The organism is Spirosoma flavus, assembly GCF_054778555.1.
Map to the genome: position 1 here is coordinate 60,097 of NZ_BAAGZL010000002.1, position 18,281 is coordinate 78,377.

General features: G+C 50.5%; 5 protein-coding genes. All 5 read right to left on the bottom strand.

Annotated elements, in window-relative coordinates; all coding sequences use genetic code 11:
- Positions 1-149: 149 nt before the first annotated feature.
- From ACYVF1_RS09340 to ACYVF1_RS09360, 5 genes are read right to left on the bottom strand one after another with little or no spacing between them, the layout of a single operon-like run.
- Complete coding sequence (locus ACYVF1_RS09340) at positions 150-1,502, bottom strand: PKD domain-containing protein (protein WP_461077954.1); 1,353 nt, start codon at positions 1,500-1,502, stop codon at positions 150-152.
- 11 nt (positions 1,503-1,513) lie between these two features.
- Complete coding sequence (locus ACYVF1_RS09345) at positions 1,514-8,152, bottom strand: immunoglobulin domain-containing protein (RefSeq protein ID WP_461077956.1); 6,639 nt, start codon at positions 8,150-8,152, stop codon at positions 1,514-1,516.
- 36 nt (positions 8,153-8,188) lie between these two features.
- Positions 8,189-10,357 (bottom strand): fibronectin type III domain-containing protein, encoded by a 2,169-nt coding sequence (locus tag ACYVF1_RS09350; RefSeq protein ID WP_461077958.1) that lies wholly within the window; start codon positions 10,355-10,357, stop codon positions 8,189-8,191.
- Positions 10,358-10,374: 17 nt separating this feature from the next.
- A complete protein-coding gene (locus ACYVF1_RS09355) occupies positions 10,375-15,897 on the bottom strand; it encodes a carboxypeptidase-like regulatory domain-containing protein (protein WP_461077960.1) in 5,523 nt (1,840 codons plus the stop codon).
- A 56-nt stretch (positions 15,898-15,953) separates the two neighbouring features.
- Positions 15,954-17,684, bottom strand: a complete 1,731-nt coding sequence (locus tag ACYVF1_RS09360) for a hypothetical protein (protein WP_461077962.1) — start codon at positions 17,682-17,684, stop codon at positions 15,954-15,956.
- Positions 17,685-18,281: the final 597 nt, after the last annotated feature.

Sequence of the window (18,281 nt, forward strand, 5' to 3'; positions counted from 1 at the left end):
AGGTAACAAAAAGTTGTAAGGGTGAATGACAGCTTAATTTCTTATTGACGCCATGGGCTTCGATAGAAAATTAAGCTGTCATTCACCCTTACAACTATTAACAGAATGGTCGGCTGAACGGCCATTTGCTCGCTAAACAGCGAATATCCTTAGCGGGATTGTTTCATCACTTTGATCGTACACAGAATGTATGAAGCGTCTCCGGCCCCAACAAAGCGCGTGATCTGAATAATACCCTTACGGCCATTCTGGGTTTGGAAAAGAATCAACCGGGGTACTTTTTTGTCGGAAAAGCCAACCGTTTCATCAGGTTCTGGTATTGTCAGCGTCTTCAACCAGGAATCGTCTGTCAGCTGATCGAATTGGGCGGCTGAAACCGCAGGACAGGTCTGGCAGTTTTCTAGTACGTTCACAAAACGCACGGGTTGCGCACCGGGAATATCATCGAATGTCAAACTACCCGCTTCGGTGGGAGATACGAATCGGTTATACGTGAACGATGAATTCAGCCCCATAAAGACGATGTCGATAGCGGCTCCTTCCTTGGCCGTCAGTACGTCACTTGATTTAAAAACCCGGTTTTGAGACGTCGACAAAAAACTGCCTATTTCTTTCTGGGCTGAATTGATGCCCAATTTTACGTCGGTCAGTACGTAAAGATTCCGGTTTGGCTTGACCACAATCGTCCGGGTAACCGATTGATTTTTCTTCGAATTGCTGGCTTCGAGTTTAATCGTATACGTACCTTCTGTCTGAAACGTAATGGATGTTTCCTTGCCGGTTGGTGTCGTAACCGTTCCGCCCTCCGCTGACCACGCATACGTAACACCCCCAATAGTCTGATTTTGAGTGGTTAAAGTTAAAGGCGCTTCTTCATCATAATCTTCGGGCGACAACTGATAGTTGAAGGCAGGGGCCAGTTCCTTATCGACCACAATGGTCGTGTCTTTTTGCTGGGAGAAACTGCCATAGAAAAGTTTGAGTGACACTTTATGCGGACCGGGCGTAGCAAATACCACGCTCGGATTGGCATCGGTCGACGTAGCGGGCGAACCACCTTCAAACGTCCATTCCAGCCGGTCGCCCCCGGCCGACAGGTTTTTCCATTTTAGCGTAACAGGTGGAAATAAGTTATCGACGACTTCAGCCTGAAACGCAGGCACCAGCTTGTCGCCGATCTTGAGCGTCATCTCCTTCGTCTCCTTCTCGCCATCTACGTTAGACGCGACCAACTTAACCGTATACGTACCGCTGGTCGTGTATTTGACCGCAGGGGGTATCTTATCGGTAGACGTCGCGGGTGTTCCGCCCTGAAACGTCCACTGATACGTATCGGCCCCGGATGTGAGGTTGGTAAACTGGATCGAGGCCGGGGGGGTAAAATTGTCATTAACCGCTTTCATGGTAAAATCGGTTTTGACGGGAATACTTACTTCCCGATAGCAGCCACTGCTGGCAAAACTGGCCAGGCTCAGGAGCCAGAAGCCTAGGGATGATTTCATATACTATAAATCTAGCGGGTAACGATGATACGTTTACTGAGTTGCTGTGTGCTGGTATTGATTTGCACAATGTAAGTTCCGGTCGGTAGGTCAGGTACATCAACCGGTTGGTCGTAACTCGACTGACCGGCCAGTTGAGTGGTGTACAGAGGCAGACCCGACCGGATGTCAATGAGTGATAAACTAGCCGTAGTTGGCACGCCAAAGTCAATCTGTACTCTGAATTGTCCGGCGCTGGGGTTTGGATACACGACGAGAGCCGTAGCCGTTGCTTCGGCAAAAGCAGCCTGCCGTCCAGCCGCTGGCTTTATGGTAATGGTCTTGTAAACTTCTGCTTCACAAGTGCCATTCGAGCCACGCAGTCCTACCTTATAAGCGCCCGGTTGTGGACAAATGAATGTCAGGCGTGTATCTGTTTTGCTGAGTACACGAGCTGAGGGCGGCACCAACCATTCGAATTGCGTACTGCCTGAACTGACGTTTACGACAACAATTGTATCGTTGACAACGCCTTGACTGGCAATAAGAAATGTAAGTTGAGTCGCCATAGGGGTAACCCGGATGGTGAAGCTGTTTTGGGCCGAACAGCCAGCGCTGTCGGTTACCGAAACAACGTACTGACCAGCTTGGGTTATGGTCTGTTGCGGAGTGGTGGAGGTGCCGCCAACTGGTAACGTCCATTTATACGTATTGGTACCCGGCTGCGTGGCGTCGAGCTGTAACGTCTGCCCTTCGCAAAGGGTACGATCGGCCGATACGTTCAGCTTCTTCGGTGCTGGCGTAACGAGTTGAACCGCTGGTGTCGCAACTTGGCATCCATTGGCATCCTTCACCGTTAAGGTGTAGTTGCCTCCGCAGAGGTTCGTTAACGACGTAGCAGTCTGGCCGTTGTTCCAGCTATACGCATAGGGCAGCATTCCACCTTTTGCCGTTGTCTGAATACTACCGTCGCACTTAGCGTCGCAGGTGGGGTTTAGCTTTTTCAGCACTGATACTTCCAGCGCCGTTGGCTCCTGAATTTTCACCGATACTTCGGCCGAACAGCCATTCTGATCACTGACGATAGCCAGATACCGCCCTGCGCGCAGGTTATTGAGCGATTGCCCCGACGCGCCATTGCTCCAGTCGACGCGATAAGGTTGCGTGCCACCCTGCATCTGAATTGCCGCCGTTCCTTTCTGGTCGTTGTAGCATAGGTTGTTGGTAACCCCCGACGTACTGGCAACTAGTTTGGTGGGTTCGGTGAGTATCAGGTCGGTTTGCTGAGTAATGTCGTTCTTGTCCGTTACAATACAGCGGTAATTTCCGGCTGGCAGGTTCTGAATCGTTGAACCAGTAAGGGTAAGGGACGTATACGTACCACCAGTTTGCTGCATCCATTTAAACGTGTACTTATCCGCCGTGCTCATAGGTACGCCACCATCAGCAGTGGCCAGAATCTGGGCGTCTTTTCGGCCAAAGCAGGAAACAGGCTGCGTCGTTTTCAGCGAAAGCGTGAGTTTAGGTGGCTGCTTGAGTCGCTGGGTAATCGTTGCCGTGCAACCTTCTTTCTGCGTTGCCAGGCTGTAATTAGCGTCCTGAATGGTTAGCGTGTACGTTTCATCGCCGAGCTGGGTTAGCTCATTGGCCGAGCCTCCATTCGTAGATTGACCCGCTCCAACGCTTGCCCCTGTGCCATTTTTCCAACTGGTCTGGTACTGCGGAGTTCCTCCCGCAATTGCTACACTGATCGATCCATCAGTCAAACCGAAACCACGCGGATCGGTTGCTTTTACGAGTGTTACGGCCAGAGCTTGTTTTGGCTGCTCGATGACAACCGTTTGCGCAGTTGTCTGACAGGCGTTCGCATCCGTAACCGCCAACTGGTAAGAAGCCGGAGTCAAACCGGTTTGTACGTGTTGACCACCACCCGTAAAGGCTGTTGAATTTCCGTTGACAAGAACCTGATAACCGGCTACACCGCCCGTTGCATTGAGCGAAACTTTTCCGTCGCTACCGCCGAAGCACTTGACATTTTCTTTCTCTAGTGTAAACAGAAGCTGCGTTGGCTGTTTTACTTCAACACTGGATTTCTGCTGACAGCTATTATCGTCGGTCACGGTTACCTCGTAGTTACCAGCGGTCAGACTGGCAATTGCAGACGTAGTAGCGCCCGTATTCCAGCTATACGTATAGTTCCCTACGCTGCCGCTGGCAGTAACAGCGGCCGTTCCTGTATTCCCGCCGAAGCATTTCACGGCGGTGTTTGACGTAGTGAGTACCAGTTGGGTGGGTTGGGTGATGTCGATACTAGCCGTTTTTACGCAGCTATTCGCATCTGTTACGTCAACCGAATAGGTACCGGCCTTAATTCCAGTCAGGGCGGGCGTAGTGCCGCCATTGCTCCAGCGATACGTATAGGTGCCGACTCCGCCAGTGGCCGATACCGTTACGCTGCCGTCACTACTGTTGAAACATTTGGCAGCCGTAAGATTAGTTGTAAGCGTAATCGATGCCGGTTGAGTAACCTCTGTGCTAGCCGTTTTCGTGCAACCGTTCGCATCGGATACGTCTACGGAATACGTACCAGCCATGACAGTAGCACTGGGGCTAGTAGCGCCACTGGTCCAGCGATACGTATAGTTGCCGACACCGCCGGTAGCAGTCACCGTAGCTACTCCGTCGCGACTCTGGAAACATTTGGCGGCTGTGCTGGTGATACTAAGTGAGACGGCAGTAGGTTGGTCAACCTGAACGAAAGCTGTTTGTACACAACTATTTGCGTCGGTGATGGTCAACTGATACGTTCCGGTTACCAGACCACTTACCACAGGCGTAGTAGCCCCCGTGTTCCACACATAAGCGTAGTTGCCAACTCCGCCCGTAGCGGTGGGAGTTACTTTGCCATCGTTACCCCCAAAGCATTTCACATCGTCTTTTTGCAGACTTAGCACCAACCGGGTAGGTTGAGCGACGTCGACAGAACTGGTTTGCAAACACCCATTGGCATCACTCACCCGTACCGAATAGCTACCTGCTGTCAGACTGGCGATGGCAGACGTAGTGGCTCCATTGCTCCAGTTGTAGACGTAGTTGCCCACGCTACCGCTGGCGATAACAGCGGCCGTGCCATCGCTACCGCCAAAACATTTGACCGCAGAATTGGACGTAGTAAGTACAAGTTGGGTAGGTTGGGTAATATCAACGCTTGCAGATTTAACGCAACCATTGTTATCCGTAACCTGCACTGAGTAAGCGCCAGCGGCCAGTCCGCTGATGGCCAAGGTGTTGGCTCCGGTATTCCATTGATACGTATAAGCAGTCCCTCCACCGGTGGCGGTTACGTTGGCCGCTCCGTCGCGGTTGTTGAAGCATTTGGCTGCGGTGGTGCTGGTCGCCAGGGTGAGCAACGTAGCGGGTTGACCAACCTGAACGCTAGCTGTTTGTATACAACTGTTTGCGTCGGTGATGGTCAACTGATACGTTCCAGTCACCAGACCACTCAACACAGGCGTGGTGGCTCCGGTATTCCACACATAAGCGTAGTTGCCAACTCCGCCCGTAGCGGTGGGAGTTACTTTGCCATCGTTACCCCCAAAACATTTTACATCGTCTTTTTGCAGACTCAACAACAACCGGGTGGGTTGAGCAACATCTACCGAACTGGTTTGCTGACAACCGTTGGCGTCGGTCACCCGCACCGAATAAATACCCGCAGTTAAACTGGTAATGGCGGACGTAGTAGCGCCGTTACTCCAATTGTAAACGTAGTTGCCCACGCTCCCCGTAGCGGTCACCGTAGCCGTACCATCAGCACCCCCAAAACATTTAACCGCCGTGTTGGACGTAGTAAGTACGAGCTGCGTTGGCTGAGATATATCAACGCTTGCGGATTTAACGCAGCCATTGTTGTCAGTAACCTGCACCGAGTAAGCGCCTGCGGCCAGTCCGCTGATGGCCGGGGTGTTGGCTCCGGTATTCCACTGGTAGGTGTAAGTTGTTCCTCCGCCGGTGGCGGTTACGTTGGCTGCTCCGTCGCGGTTGTTGAAGCATTTGGCTGCGGTGGTGCTGGTCGCCAGGGTGAGCAACGTAGCGGGTTGACCAACCTGAACACTAGCTGTTTGCGCACAGCCATTGCCGTCCGTAACCGTAACCTGATACGTTCCAGTGGTCAGTCCTGAAATTGAAGACGTAGTGCTACCCGTGCTCCAGCGGTACGTGTAAGAAGCAGAGCCTCCGTTAGCGTTGACGGTCGCAATACCATCATTCCCACCAAAGCATTTAACAGCGCTATTTGACGTAGTAAGCACCAGTTGTGTCGGCTGGTTGATTGTAACCGAGTTGGTCTGCTGGCAACCATTTCCATCCGTAACGGTAACCTGATACGTTCCCGTCACCAATCCTGAAATCGAAGACGTAGTAGCGCCGGTATTCCATCGATACGTGTAAGGTGACGTGCCGCCGGAAGCCGTGACAGTGGCCGTTCCATCATTACCACCAAAACACTTGACAGCGGTATTGTTTGTTGTAGTTACCAACTGGGTCGGTTGATTTACGGTTACACTGGCGTCTTTCGAGCAACCGAGCGCGTCTGTGACAACCACCGAATAAGTGCCAGCCGTAAGCCCATTGATGGTAGCCGTAGTCGCGTTGTTATTCCAGCGATAGGTGTAGTTACCCGAGCCTCCAACGACCGTCACACTAGCCTGTCCGTTGTTTCCCTGAAAACAGGAAACAGGCGTAACCGACGTAGTAAGCTGAAAAACGGCATTGACAGCCAAGGTTGCCGCGCCAGAAGTCACATTACCACAACTGCCACTGACGATTACATCATAATTGCCATTATACGTATTGTCTACGCCATTGATCGTGAGCGTATTACTGGTCGCATTCGGTATGACCGTGCCATTTTTACGCCACTGATAGCCCGTTATATCCCCCGAAGCCGTTACCCGAAACGTAACCGAACCACCTGAACAAATGCTCTGAGACGTGGGCTGACCTGTAATCGTAACTACTGGTTTGATTATCAGACTGGCTGGGTTGCTGCTCAACGTTCCGCAAGCGGAGAATACCTGCACATCGTACTGCCCTGCGTCGTTGCTGCCCACGCTGGGTAGGGTGAACGTAGCATCAGTAGCTCCGGGAATGTCGCTTCCGTTTTTACGCCACTGATAGCCGGTAGCGTCGCCCGTAACGGTTACCCGAAACGTAGCGGAACTGCCCGAGCAGACCGTCTGGCCCGAAGGCTGGCCCGTAATCGTTGCCGATGGTAGAAAGCTCAATGGCACTACGGAGCTGGTTGCCGAACCGCATTCGCCACTGACAACCACGTCATAGTTACCAGCGTTTTGGGCAGTAGCATTGGGTATGTTATACGGGTTACTGGTTGCACCCGGTATATTAACACCGTTTTTACGCCATTGAAAACCCGTTACACTGCCCGATACGGTTACGTTAAATGAAGCCGTGCCACCCGCACAGATGACCTCAGTCGCAGATACACTGGTAATAGTAACAGGCAGTTTTATCGCCAGACTGGCGGAATTACTGGTTTGCGAACCGCAGGAGAATACCTGCACATCATATTGCCCAATGTCAGTATTGCCAACATTGGCAATGGTATACGTAGCATTGCTAGCACCGGGAATCGCATTGCCATTTTTGCGCCATTGATAACCCGTAGCGCTTCCCGATACCACTACCCGAAACGTAGCAGAACCGCCAAAGCAAACTGTTTGCCCAACCGGATGGGTGGTAATCGATGCGCCCGGTTGGACAGTTAAAGTCGCTTTGCTGCTGGTTACTGATCCGCTCGCGTTGGTTAAAACAACGTCATACTCGCCCTCGTCGGCGCTGGAGAGCGGGGCTATCGTATACGCTGCACCACTCGCCAAGCCGGGTATGATCGTTCCATTTTTACGCCACCGAATGCTCGAAATGTTATCGCCCAGTGCTCGCACCCGAAACGTAATCGAACCGCCGGTGCAGCCGGTTTGTGACGTAGGATGCTCCGTAATTGTAATCGACGCTGGTGGTGTTGGTGGTGGGCCTGATGAGTTGACGACAAGATCGACCGGCCAGGCAGTCTGCGCACCACAAGGGGCGAACACACGAATTGTATATGACCCGGCATCCGCAAGGGTCACGCTGGGTATCGTAAATATTGTGCTTGTGGCGCCAGGAATAGCTACATCATTTTTGAGCCATTGATAACCGGTGATGTCGCCCGTGGCTACTGCGGAAAAAGTGACCGGACTGCCAACCGTAACCGTCTGCCCCACAGGAGGGGTAGGGAGCAACGTGTAGGGCCGAACAGTCAATCTGGCCGGGTTACTGGTAGCCGGTCCGGTGGAGCTTCCCACCACCACGTCATAATTGCCGGCGTCTTCGGGAAGAACCGTGGCGATGGTGTAAGATGCGCTTGTTGCTCCGTTGAGGTTGGTGCCGTTTTTGCGCCACTGGTACGTCAGGGCGGTGCCGGTTGCGGCTACGCTTAACGTAGTAGGCTGACCTGGGCAGACAGTGCTGCTGGCTGGATGGCTAGTAATCGTAGGAGCTGCTCCCGACGACTTCACTACGTCGCCGATTGCGTAAGCGGCTGAATTGGTGAAGGTCAGCGCAGCGAACGTACTGACGATCAACAATAGGCAGCGAAAAAGAGAGTACATATTTTTCATTACAAGGGTAAAATCAGACGGTGGAACTTATTCACGAATGATAGCCTGCGATTTGACGCGTTTGCTCTCGCGACTGGCCGCTTCGATGGACGTAACAGAGTAGACGTACTTGGTGCCCGCCCGAACCTGGGTGTCCAGAAACTGGGTACTTTGGCTGTTGACTTCGCCAATTTTCGTGAACGTATCAGTATTGGCTTCTCGACGGTAAATGCCATATTTTTCGCGCTTTCCATCCTCAATACCGGGCCAGCTCACTTCGACGCCCTGCGTAATGTTGCGGACGTAGAACGTAAAGATCGGGTCCGGTTCGGGCAGGGGAAGACTAATTTCTACATCGTCTGAAAAGGTAGTCGTATCGCCAAAAGCCGTAACAGCCGCTACCCGATACCATACCGTCTGACCTTCGCGAAGGGTAGTGTCAGTAAATGAAGGCTGGTCGAGTATCGTCTGGGTAAGCGTCTGGAACGTACCATTCGATTCACTTTTTCGCTGAATGATGAAACCAGTCAGGATGTTGTCTTCTGTCCGAACGTCATTCCAGTTAAGCCAGGCCTCCTTGTCGATCAAGGCCGCTTCTACAGTCTTTGGATACGTCGTTTCAATGGAACGTAGCGGACGAATGGAAACGGGTGGAGCCAGCTCACTGGTATCCTGCGTCAGGCTCATGGTCAGTATGCTGTAGAAATACTCTGTCCGTCCACTCAAGGCATCGGCTGTGTCGAGATAGGTGGTTGCTTCATGGAGCGTTCCACTCACCCGCGATAGGTTGTCTTTCGACGTACCTCTATATACGAAATAGCTAAACACGCTTGGACTATCGGTTCCGGTCCAGTTCAGACGGATGTTACGTCCTTCATGCTTTACCTGCAAGTCGGAAATGGGAAGCGGTTTAGAGAATTTCGTGCCCGTACCAACAACTTCGGCCGGCACAGCCTGATACAGATCCTGAAGCGGAATGAACAACGGACGCACACGATACGTATACGAAACACCGGGGAGGGTTTGGTAATCGTAAAAGACGGTGTCAGATGGAGTCAACTGCGCTACTATACTGAAGGTGCTGTCGGCAGATCCGTTATTGCGCGCTACTTCGATACCCGTATAGTAGGGCTTGATTGGTAATTTAGCCCAGCTCACCCGAATAGCATCGGTTGTGTCCTGCGCATTGGCGCCGTAAATCAGCTTTACTCTGTCATTTCCGATGGCTACCGCGGTAGCCGTATCCGAAGGTATGCCCGGATTCTCGACCATATCTTGAGGGAGCAAAAAGACACGGACCACTTCTTCGGGTACACAGGGTTTCTGCCAAAAAAAAGTCAACGTATCACTCGATGTATTCAGAGTTGGAATAACCGTTCCCCCTTTTTTCCAGGTGGTTCCATTATAGAGCCAAACCGATGCCCGAATGGTTAACGTGTCTACATTGAAAACGGTAACCGCACGCCGAAACGCTAGATCGTTGGGGTCGGCCTGATCTGGTATCTGTACTTGAGGTTGCGACTGCGGCTCAAACTTCCGGATTGGTAGCCCCCATTTCACGGACACCAAACTATCGAATCCAGTAATGCCAACTGTCTTTGTTGTGAGCTGCCGTAGTGCTTCGTTTTCGGCACCCGTAACCGTAATTCCCTGTGCCCAGAGTGTCTTTTGATTTGATTTGTCAACCCGTATAGCCCGGTACAGATATACCAGACCCGGTTTGACGTCGGTATCGATGTAGATGTTACCCAGTAGGGGTTGTAATTCCATTTCTCCCCCGAGAAATCCGTAGTCAGCGATGTTATTATGCGTTTGCAGGTAAGCCAGAAATTGCTCATCGGTCAACTGGTTTGTCGATTCTTTAAGAAATTTAACAAACTCATCACGCGCTAGTCGACGAACCTCGGCCATGGTGGTTGGCTTACGCAATCGTCCTATCTCTGGTAGGTTCACGTTAAGATCCAACGGGTCGGTCTGTTCTTTAATGCGCTGAATATTTTTCTTGGTCAGCTCGATTCGCTCAATCCGGAAATAAGCCGTATTCTGCTTCAGTAGTGAATCATCGGCAGATGAATTCTGGTGTACAACCAGGTAATTGCCTTTTGGTGAAGGCCAGATCGTCAATGGCTTTGGTTTGGTCGCATTCTGTGCTATTCCTGTAGTCAGGTTACCTGCCAGCCAAATGAATAAGATTGAAATTTTATAGATAGCTCTCACAGTATCAGTGTATTTAATTAGCGGGAACTTAAATTGAATGAAGCGTCAAAATTTTTACAAAATTTATACTTCACCCCCTTGCTGGCGGAGGGTCTCCAGGTGTTACAGTCTCTGTCGTCGTTTGAGATGTAAATGCCAAGTTGGGTTTTGCCGCTTAAATTCCACCCCTGACTCTCCAGGTAGCCTCCCTGAAGCATTAGGCTAGCTGATGCCCCTGCATTAACCCCCACTCCACATACTTCCAGGCTACCCCCTCCCCGAATATCCAAATTTGCTCTGCCCATCACGTCACCCTGTGTGAAACGGGTATAGAACGTAAGAGCAGCCTTAGCGCCGTAGTAATAGTTGAGCCTAACGACGCCGATATCTATTCCTCCATTTTTGTTAGCTACGGATGCGCTCTGCTTCAGATTGATTCCATTGAAGCGTTGTCCATTTTGTTCGAGTGCCTCTGGGGAGATATCCTTCCATACGCCCTCAGCCTCTGGCATTTCAGATCGTCGGGTATTAATGCCAAATGCAACGAGTGCATTCGCCCTGGCGAGCTTTAACAGACTGATCTGCGTGTTGCATCCGAAGAACAGCATATCCTTCTGTGCGTAAAGCGTAGCGTCTATATTTAACGTAGCCAGACCCTTTATAGGATTAACATCACTCTTTAGGCCAAGAATCAGGCGGGGTTTGCAAAAGTCAAGGGTAGCTTTAGCCCGACCCCATTCTATCTTAACCATCGTTATGCCCGCTTCCCCTTCGATGACAGGCCAACCACCGCAGTTTCTACCATCAAACTTGACGCTCACCTTCACATCATTTAGCTCAATCACGTGCCGGCTAACTCCGGTTATTGTCAAACCACCATGGAGTGCTACATAGTATTTTTTTTCTCCGATGTTGAAATCAACTTCGCCACCTAACTTCGTCCAGGCTACCGGTCCCATCGGTATCTCTACTTTCAGCTTGGCTATAAGCTTCATACCAAATTCGATATCATACTTACCCTGGCCTTTGTAGAATTTATACCCGCACTCAATTCCTTTGATCAGTTTTTTTATTTCTAATTGCCCATCACCTTCGAAGCCTACCCGGGTATCAGAATATTCAGCCTTAGCCTGAAGCCTGGCCAAAAAGCCTGGGCCATCAACCAGAATCTCAAACTGATTCAGTTTTATCTGCACATTATCTTTGTTGCTGACCAGCATCAGTGCAGCTTCGGCTTTTGCGTCAATAAGTGGAATGTCGGCCTCAATTTTGCCCGCTATGCCAATCCCCCACGACATACCTGACTCCTTGTAGGGTACTTCATTTGGGTTTTCCTGCTCATCATTGGTCGTTGGTGTAGACCCCGTCAGACTAAAGCCTTCATCGGTGGTACGTTCCATAAAGGTTTTCATCTGGTCGAACGTAATGTCGAAACCTCGATAGAAAACAAATTTTTGTAGGCTGATATTGACCGGACCAAACTCAACGCTGGAGTTTACTTTGGTCGTAACAAACATGTCGTGATTACTGCGGTAGATAAACCGCTGTACCTCTATCGGAAAAAGACGCAGCACGGGGTTTTTCGACGTACCATTATAGGCCATTGATGATGCCCCATCTAGTTCATAAGCCCTTTTCGCGGCTATGTAGGCTAATTCGAAACCACCGGGTTTTCTAATACCTATGGAGCTAAACTTATAGCCATCTTCTGGCAGCAGAATCTTACCCGCAATCCTGACGCCAGTGCTTTGCTTTACATACGACAGTTTGTCGATAGTAAAGTCATTTTTGGCATTATCGGTCGAGCTGATACGTCCGGCAAAACCAACGCTACTAAAATTATTGGAGATGATCAGATTGGTAAACGATGCCCGCCAGCTACCCATTCGAGCTCTAAGCGGTGTCGTTTCGCTTATTTTGAAGGTAGATTGTGCCAGCTCCAGATTACGGCCGATAGTAAAATTCTCTAGTTCTACGTCGTCGTCACTCAGGATGAACCGTGGCGCGTTTGGCAGATGAACTTTCCCCGCAAACTTGATACCTTGCTCATTGAGGACAGATTTAGTCTTGTCGAATAAAAACGTGAGAAACGAAATCTGAAAAGGAACGTAGCGATCTTTTTGCTGATTGATACGTGTAATTTCAGCCGCTGTCAGGTCTTTCAACGGCGTCGTACTTTCGCCAAATTCGAGTTGATACTGAGCCGTGTTTTGCGTAGCCGGATACGTTTTCTGGCTCGCGAAAGCCACTTTGAACGCATCTTTTGTACCCGATGGATCGATGAAGCTGAGCGTAGTACGTGGTAGTAGACTCAGGTTAAAGCTCGCGGTCTTTGGAGTACGGTCGGAGTTTAGTCGAAGCCGTTCGCCACCAATCAATCCGGTAGTCTTGTTCGCTACGTCCTTCTTCAAAACCAGTCCGGCCTGACTTTCCAGCATAACAGGCGCAAACTTGTAGCCCTTCAGATCAAGTTCGACCTCTTTAAAAAAAACGTCCTGGGCTGGAATGCCATTACCATCTTCGTTTACTTCCATCTCCACATCCGTGAAGTCCAGTGATTTGGCCAATGTTGCTTCGAAAATGCCGGTAGCTGGCAGTATCAATTTACCTGACACCTTTACAGTTTTATCGCCGACCACGTCTACTTTGTCGGCGTCGACGCTGTAACCCAGCAGCGTTTTGAGTTCGGGTAAATCGGCAGGAAGCTCATTCAGTGAAAAATCTTCGGTGCGGTTGTCACTAACCGTCATGGCAGCCGAAGCTGTGCTGAATTTCCGGGCACTGGCTTTTACCTTAATTTCTTTCCCTACAGGTACATAAAGCGTATACTTTCCATTATCGTCGGTCTGCGCGGTATAGGGCAAATCCTGAACCCGGATCGTTGCCTGTTTGAGGGCGCCATTTGAGCCTTTGTTCGTAACTGTACCCGTCAGGGCAATGCCTCGCTCCAGCGTCAACGCAATCGATTTTTTATCTCCGGCTTTCAGGGATATTTCACCCGTAACAGGCAGAAGCCCCGATGTACCATCCAATGGCGTTGCTTTATACGTAACGACTTCGGCCGTGCCCTTGTAATTCCAGCCCGTTGTTCCTGTTGTTCCGGATTTACCGTTACTCAGTTCAATTTTAACCGAAACCGGGCTGTTGTTGGTGCTGGCAATAAAGTGGATGCTACCCTCCTGATTGTTGATAACAACGGTTCCCGCGCTGGAAACGCTGTTTACCTTTTCGCCAGGCAGAACGAGTTTGGTAAATGCATCAATATTCGATTTCGCCAGAACCGACTGATTTAAGCCTTTCAGTAAGCTATAGAGACCCGTGATATTGCCTAGAAAATTAGACCATTTACTCCCTTGGTTACTGGCGGGGTAAGTCACCGACTTTTGCTCGAAGCCAGGGGCGGCATACTGAATCGTTGTTGGCGTTGATCCGTATGCTTTGGCGACAAAAAAGCCGGATTCATTGGCCCGTATGATCTGACCTGTTGACTGTACTTTCACCAATCCTCCGCTGAAGGGCTTCCCAAACTGATCTTTCACTACGCCCGCTATCAGCGAAATGGTCGGACGTAGTGTGATTTCTTTGTCTATCGTTTCGTTGCCGGTATACGTTGCCGTTTCGGCTTGTGGCGTGGGCGAGAGAGTGTTATCGACAGCTTCCAGTTTGATCTGTCCGTTTTTCTTCAGCAATGGAATGCTGGCCAGCGTATACTGCCCCGATTTGTCGGACGTAACGGTTTTGGTGAAACCATTCGGGTTAAGTAAGGGCAATGCCAACTCATTTCTGTCGACTTTTACCGTAACGCGCACCCCTTCACGCGGGATGAAATTCGGGTTTTTAATGCCTACTTTACCCGCCAACGTAACGGTGCTTTCATAGGGGAAAACACGTTTAAATAATTGGATGGCTTTGTTGCCCAGTTGGTCAGCCTTTTCGTTGATTTTACTCAGTGGGTAATACGTTGGCGACTTACCCTGCGTGGATACCTGGGCCACCAGTTGATCGCCGGCGGTTGTATTGTAGAAAATCCGTTTGGCCGCCTGAACCGATTTTAACGTAGCGATACTGACATACGACTTTCCGTTGAATTTTACTTCTTCGCGGGGGCCGCTTCCTTCTTTGGCAAGGTAGGGCAACCGATCGATAATATCCTTGCTACGGAGGATACGCATAATGAGTCCTTCTTTTGGTGTATTAGGAACAACAAGTTGCGATCCAAGTCGAAAGGTTTGGGCAATCAGCGTCGTTTGACCAAGATCGTATTCTGGCTGACCCCGTTTAATCGGTACGGTATGGGTCATCGTCGTGAAATCTTCCGTCGACATAGCCTTTACCGTCAGGTTTGTTACGCCCGATAATACGTCGGGATTGAAGCCTTTTATCTCGTACCTACCATCCTTATCGGTTTTGGCCGTGCCAATAATTTTTCCGTTGGCCAGTATGCTCACCTGCGCATTTTCGAGCGGGTTCGCTACGTTGCTCTTCTCGGCGGGACCGGTTTCCGGACGCGTTACCTCAGGGCCGGCCTGCCCGGGTGCATTCACAACCCAAGTTCCCTGATTTGTATCTTCCTCAAGTTCAGATTTCTTGAACGACCAGATCACCTGCCCTTTTATCGTTTTGACGATGTTATCGGGCGGGGTGGGTGGCGCCAGCTTCTTTTGCAGTCCCCGAACTATGGCCAAAGCGTCCTGACTGGCGCCAAACCCATAGGAAAAGAAACCGACCTGCGAGTAGCCATCATTGACAAACGATGTACGGCCTTCCTGTCCCGGCTTGGGCACCGCCTGCACCCGATAGCCGTACAGCCGACCGGGTGTCAGAGGTGGGTTAGCAGGCCCGTACAGAAACGTAGTGCCCGACGTGCGAGTCGTGAAGTAGGGAGGCTGGGAAAAAAACAGGTTCTGCGGGTTGCCGTTGAAACCTTGCGGAACAATAATTTCGGTGAGTGTTATTTCGTATTCAACAGCGCTAACTTGGCTGTGGCGAGGAATCCATTGGAATACAACCTGTTGGGCAGGTAGCACCGGAACCGGTTGCGTATTGTTGGGCAACACAATCAGCGGTGGGTCACTACGTTGAAGCCAGGCGTAATTGGAACAGACAGTCGGCGATAACTGCTGGTTGGTCTGGTAGTCGAACACCGTAAAACAGTACCGGTACATTCCCTCTGGCAGCGGTCGGGCGTACTGCGCAGGCGGAATCTGAAGATTTTCGGGGCGAAAGTATACGGCCAGATCGCTGCCCGTCAGTTGAATCATGGACCCCGGCAGCAGGTTGACCGGTGCGGCTGGTACGTTGTCCATGCCCATGATACGTGTTCCTGGCCCTTCAATGGACGTTTTGAGCCGAACCTGACGGTTCGACAGCTGCATGTCTTTCAGCAACAACGTAACGTAGAGCTGCTCACTGGCCGGGCTGGATAAGTCGGCCAGATACGTAGTGTAGGGCGGTTTGGCAATTACCTGAACCTGCACCGGGAAGTTGTTTTGCCCACTTCCCGTGAGCCAGGAAAGCAGCAGCAGAGTTAGTAAAAGATACGGGGGGAGTGTACGTCTCATAAATATAGGAGCGTGGAGCTACAGCCGGACGAGCCGGACGTGATAGGAAGGAACCGTTAAAAGCGAGTAGTGTAGCCGAGAGTAGCTGTGATAAAATTGCCTGTAGATGACGTTGAACGGGCTTCCGACAACGTATTGGCCGACTGCCACAAACTGGCCAGCAGGAACGTAAAGCTGTGTCGTTCTTTTGCGGTGTAGTTTATCGTTAACCGTGTGTTCGTAATGCCGCTGGTCGATAGTTCGGACGTAGCGTGCAGATACGACGCGGTTAGAGCTGTGTTCAAGGTATTCTTCAGGAAACCTTTCGTCAGCCCCACCGTTGGCCCGACGGAGTTGAACGTATTACTGCTGATGTAGCTGTTCATTACGTTCAGCCCGCCCGTGAATGTAAGCGACTGCTTCGGCAGCCCGTAAGAATAGTTGACGACACCATTATATATCTGTGACAGTTGCCCCCGACGTATCAAATCACCCTGTTTGTTGACGGCGCCCATCACCGTACCGTTGACTGAAATCGTTTGCACAATGTCGTCGGTATTTTTAAGCTGGTAGAGCGCATTGACTGATACGTTCTGCGTAATCTGGGTAAAATTCAACGTATCAAGCTGTTCCAGGGGCGACAGCCGGGTTATATTCTGAATGGAGTTGCGAATGAACGTGTAAGCCTGAAAACTGGAGTAGCTGAAGCTCAGATTCAGGCGCGGAGTCGGAATGGCAATTACATTCAGGTTACCCACCAGTCGCCGTTGAGCACTTGACTTCACGTTTTTCAGGTCGTCCCACTGTACGCCAATGGAGCCACTGGCGCTTATCTTACCAGACCAGAAAGGTTGCGAAAAATTGAGCGTTACGTTCTCGAAATCGTTGGTAAAGAAGTAGCCGCCCAGCGTTACGTAGTTGGGGTCAATACGTTCGTAACCTACCCCAATGATGGTATTGGTACGTTTCAGATTGGCGTTCAGCGTGCTTTTTACGGCATGATACGACTCTGCGGTTGCGTTAGGTCGCCAGAGCATAGCTGCCGGCGAATTCGTTGCCCCTTTTTCGGTGATCGTTCTGTTACGTTCCAGAACGCTGTTGGTATACTCAACATCGAACTGTAGGAAATTGAACAGGTTGGCCCCAAAGTTGGCGCCAATAACCAGATTGCGCTGAGGGGTTGGCTGTTCGAACTGCGCTGTTGTGTCCGGGCGAACCGGGATTGCAACCGAATTGGGATTGTCGTAGGCGTAGAACGTAGTAACGCCAGCCCGCAGTTTGTCATTCTGCCAACCAGCCTGAAGGCCCATACCCGTGCGCTGAAAGGCTGCTGGTGTGGTAGCAGTTGCTTCCTGCGCTTTGACGAGTCGTCCATACATAGTACTGATTTTCCACTTACCCGGCACCAGATCAAAGCCCACACCGCTAAACTGATGACCATTCAGTGAGTATGGCGAAAACGTCATGTTAGACATCCCCAAATGCGCCGTTGCCCATTTATACGTAGGGTGAATACCGATTTGATTGTAGGAAAAAGGCTGGCTGTACGTGAATTTCCGGCTGGAATACGACAGCGAAACCGGAATCACCGTGCCGAGTGCGTGCAGGTTCAGGTTGCCCGATACAAAATAACTGAGTGGATCGGCACCCGTTGGGTTGTAAGAGTTGTAGAGCGTGTTGACCGACAGACCGCCCGATAGTTTTACTTTTTTTAGATCGGCCAGATCAACACTTTGGCTCCAGGCTGATCCGCTCAGCAAAAAGTACAGCAGTAAACGTACGTACCTGGGTAAGTAAACATATCTCATAGTAAGTTAAAAAGAGGTTTACGGACCGACTTGATAAAACAACTTTCCCTCCATTCGGTATGCGATGGATTGGTTGGTGTTCTAATTAATCGGATGTATTGATGAGTACTGTAATAAAACTCGCAGAGCATTCATGGAACCGGAATAGGGAGGCAGCCTAATCCGGCTTAGCTAACTGGCGTGGTCATTGATGTTGATGGGGCTACCTAGTTCTAAACCAGGTGTTGCAGGAACGGAGCTGCCCTTAAATCGGATCTGGACATTATTCAGCAGTGAATTTTACGAATTGGTAGGAATAGCGGGGGTAATAATTAACCATAGGCTTTCTGGTGGATGTTGAAAAAATGGAAGTGTAGGTCAACTGATTTTGATCTTAACTATAGCCAATGAGCGGGCAGAGGGCACAGTTCTGCAGAGGTACAATACGGTGGGTAAAAAATCCGCTCATTGGCCGCTACAAAGTTGAATACGGAATTTGTCTGGAGACTCTACTGAATCGGACAAAAACTCTACTCAAATGATCAGTTGGGCATTTTTTTGTAATTGATGAATCCGTTCCGGGCTGTTTTAGCCGAAAAATACCCGCTAATCTTAATG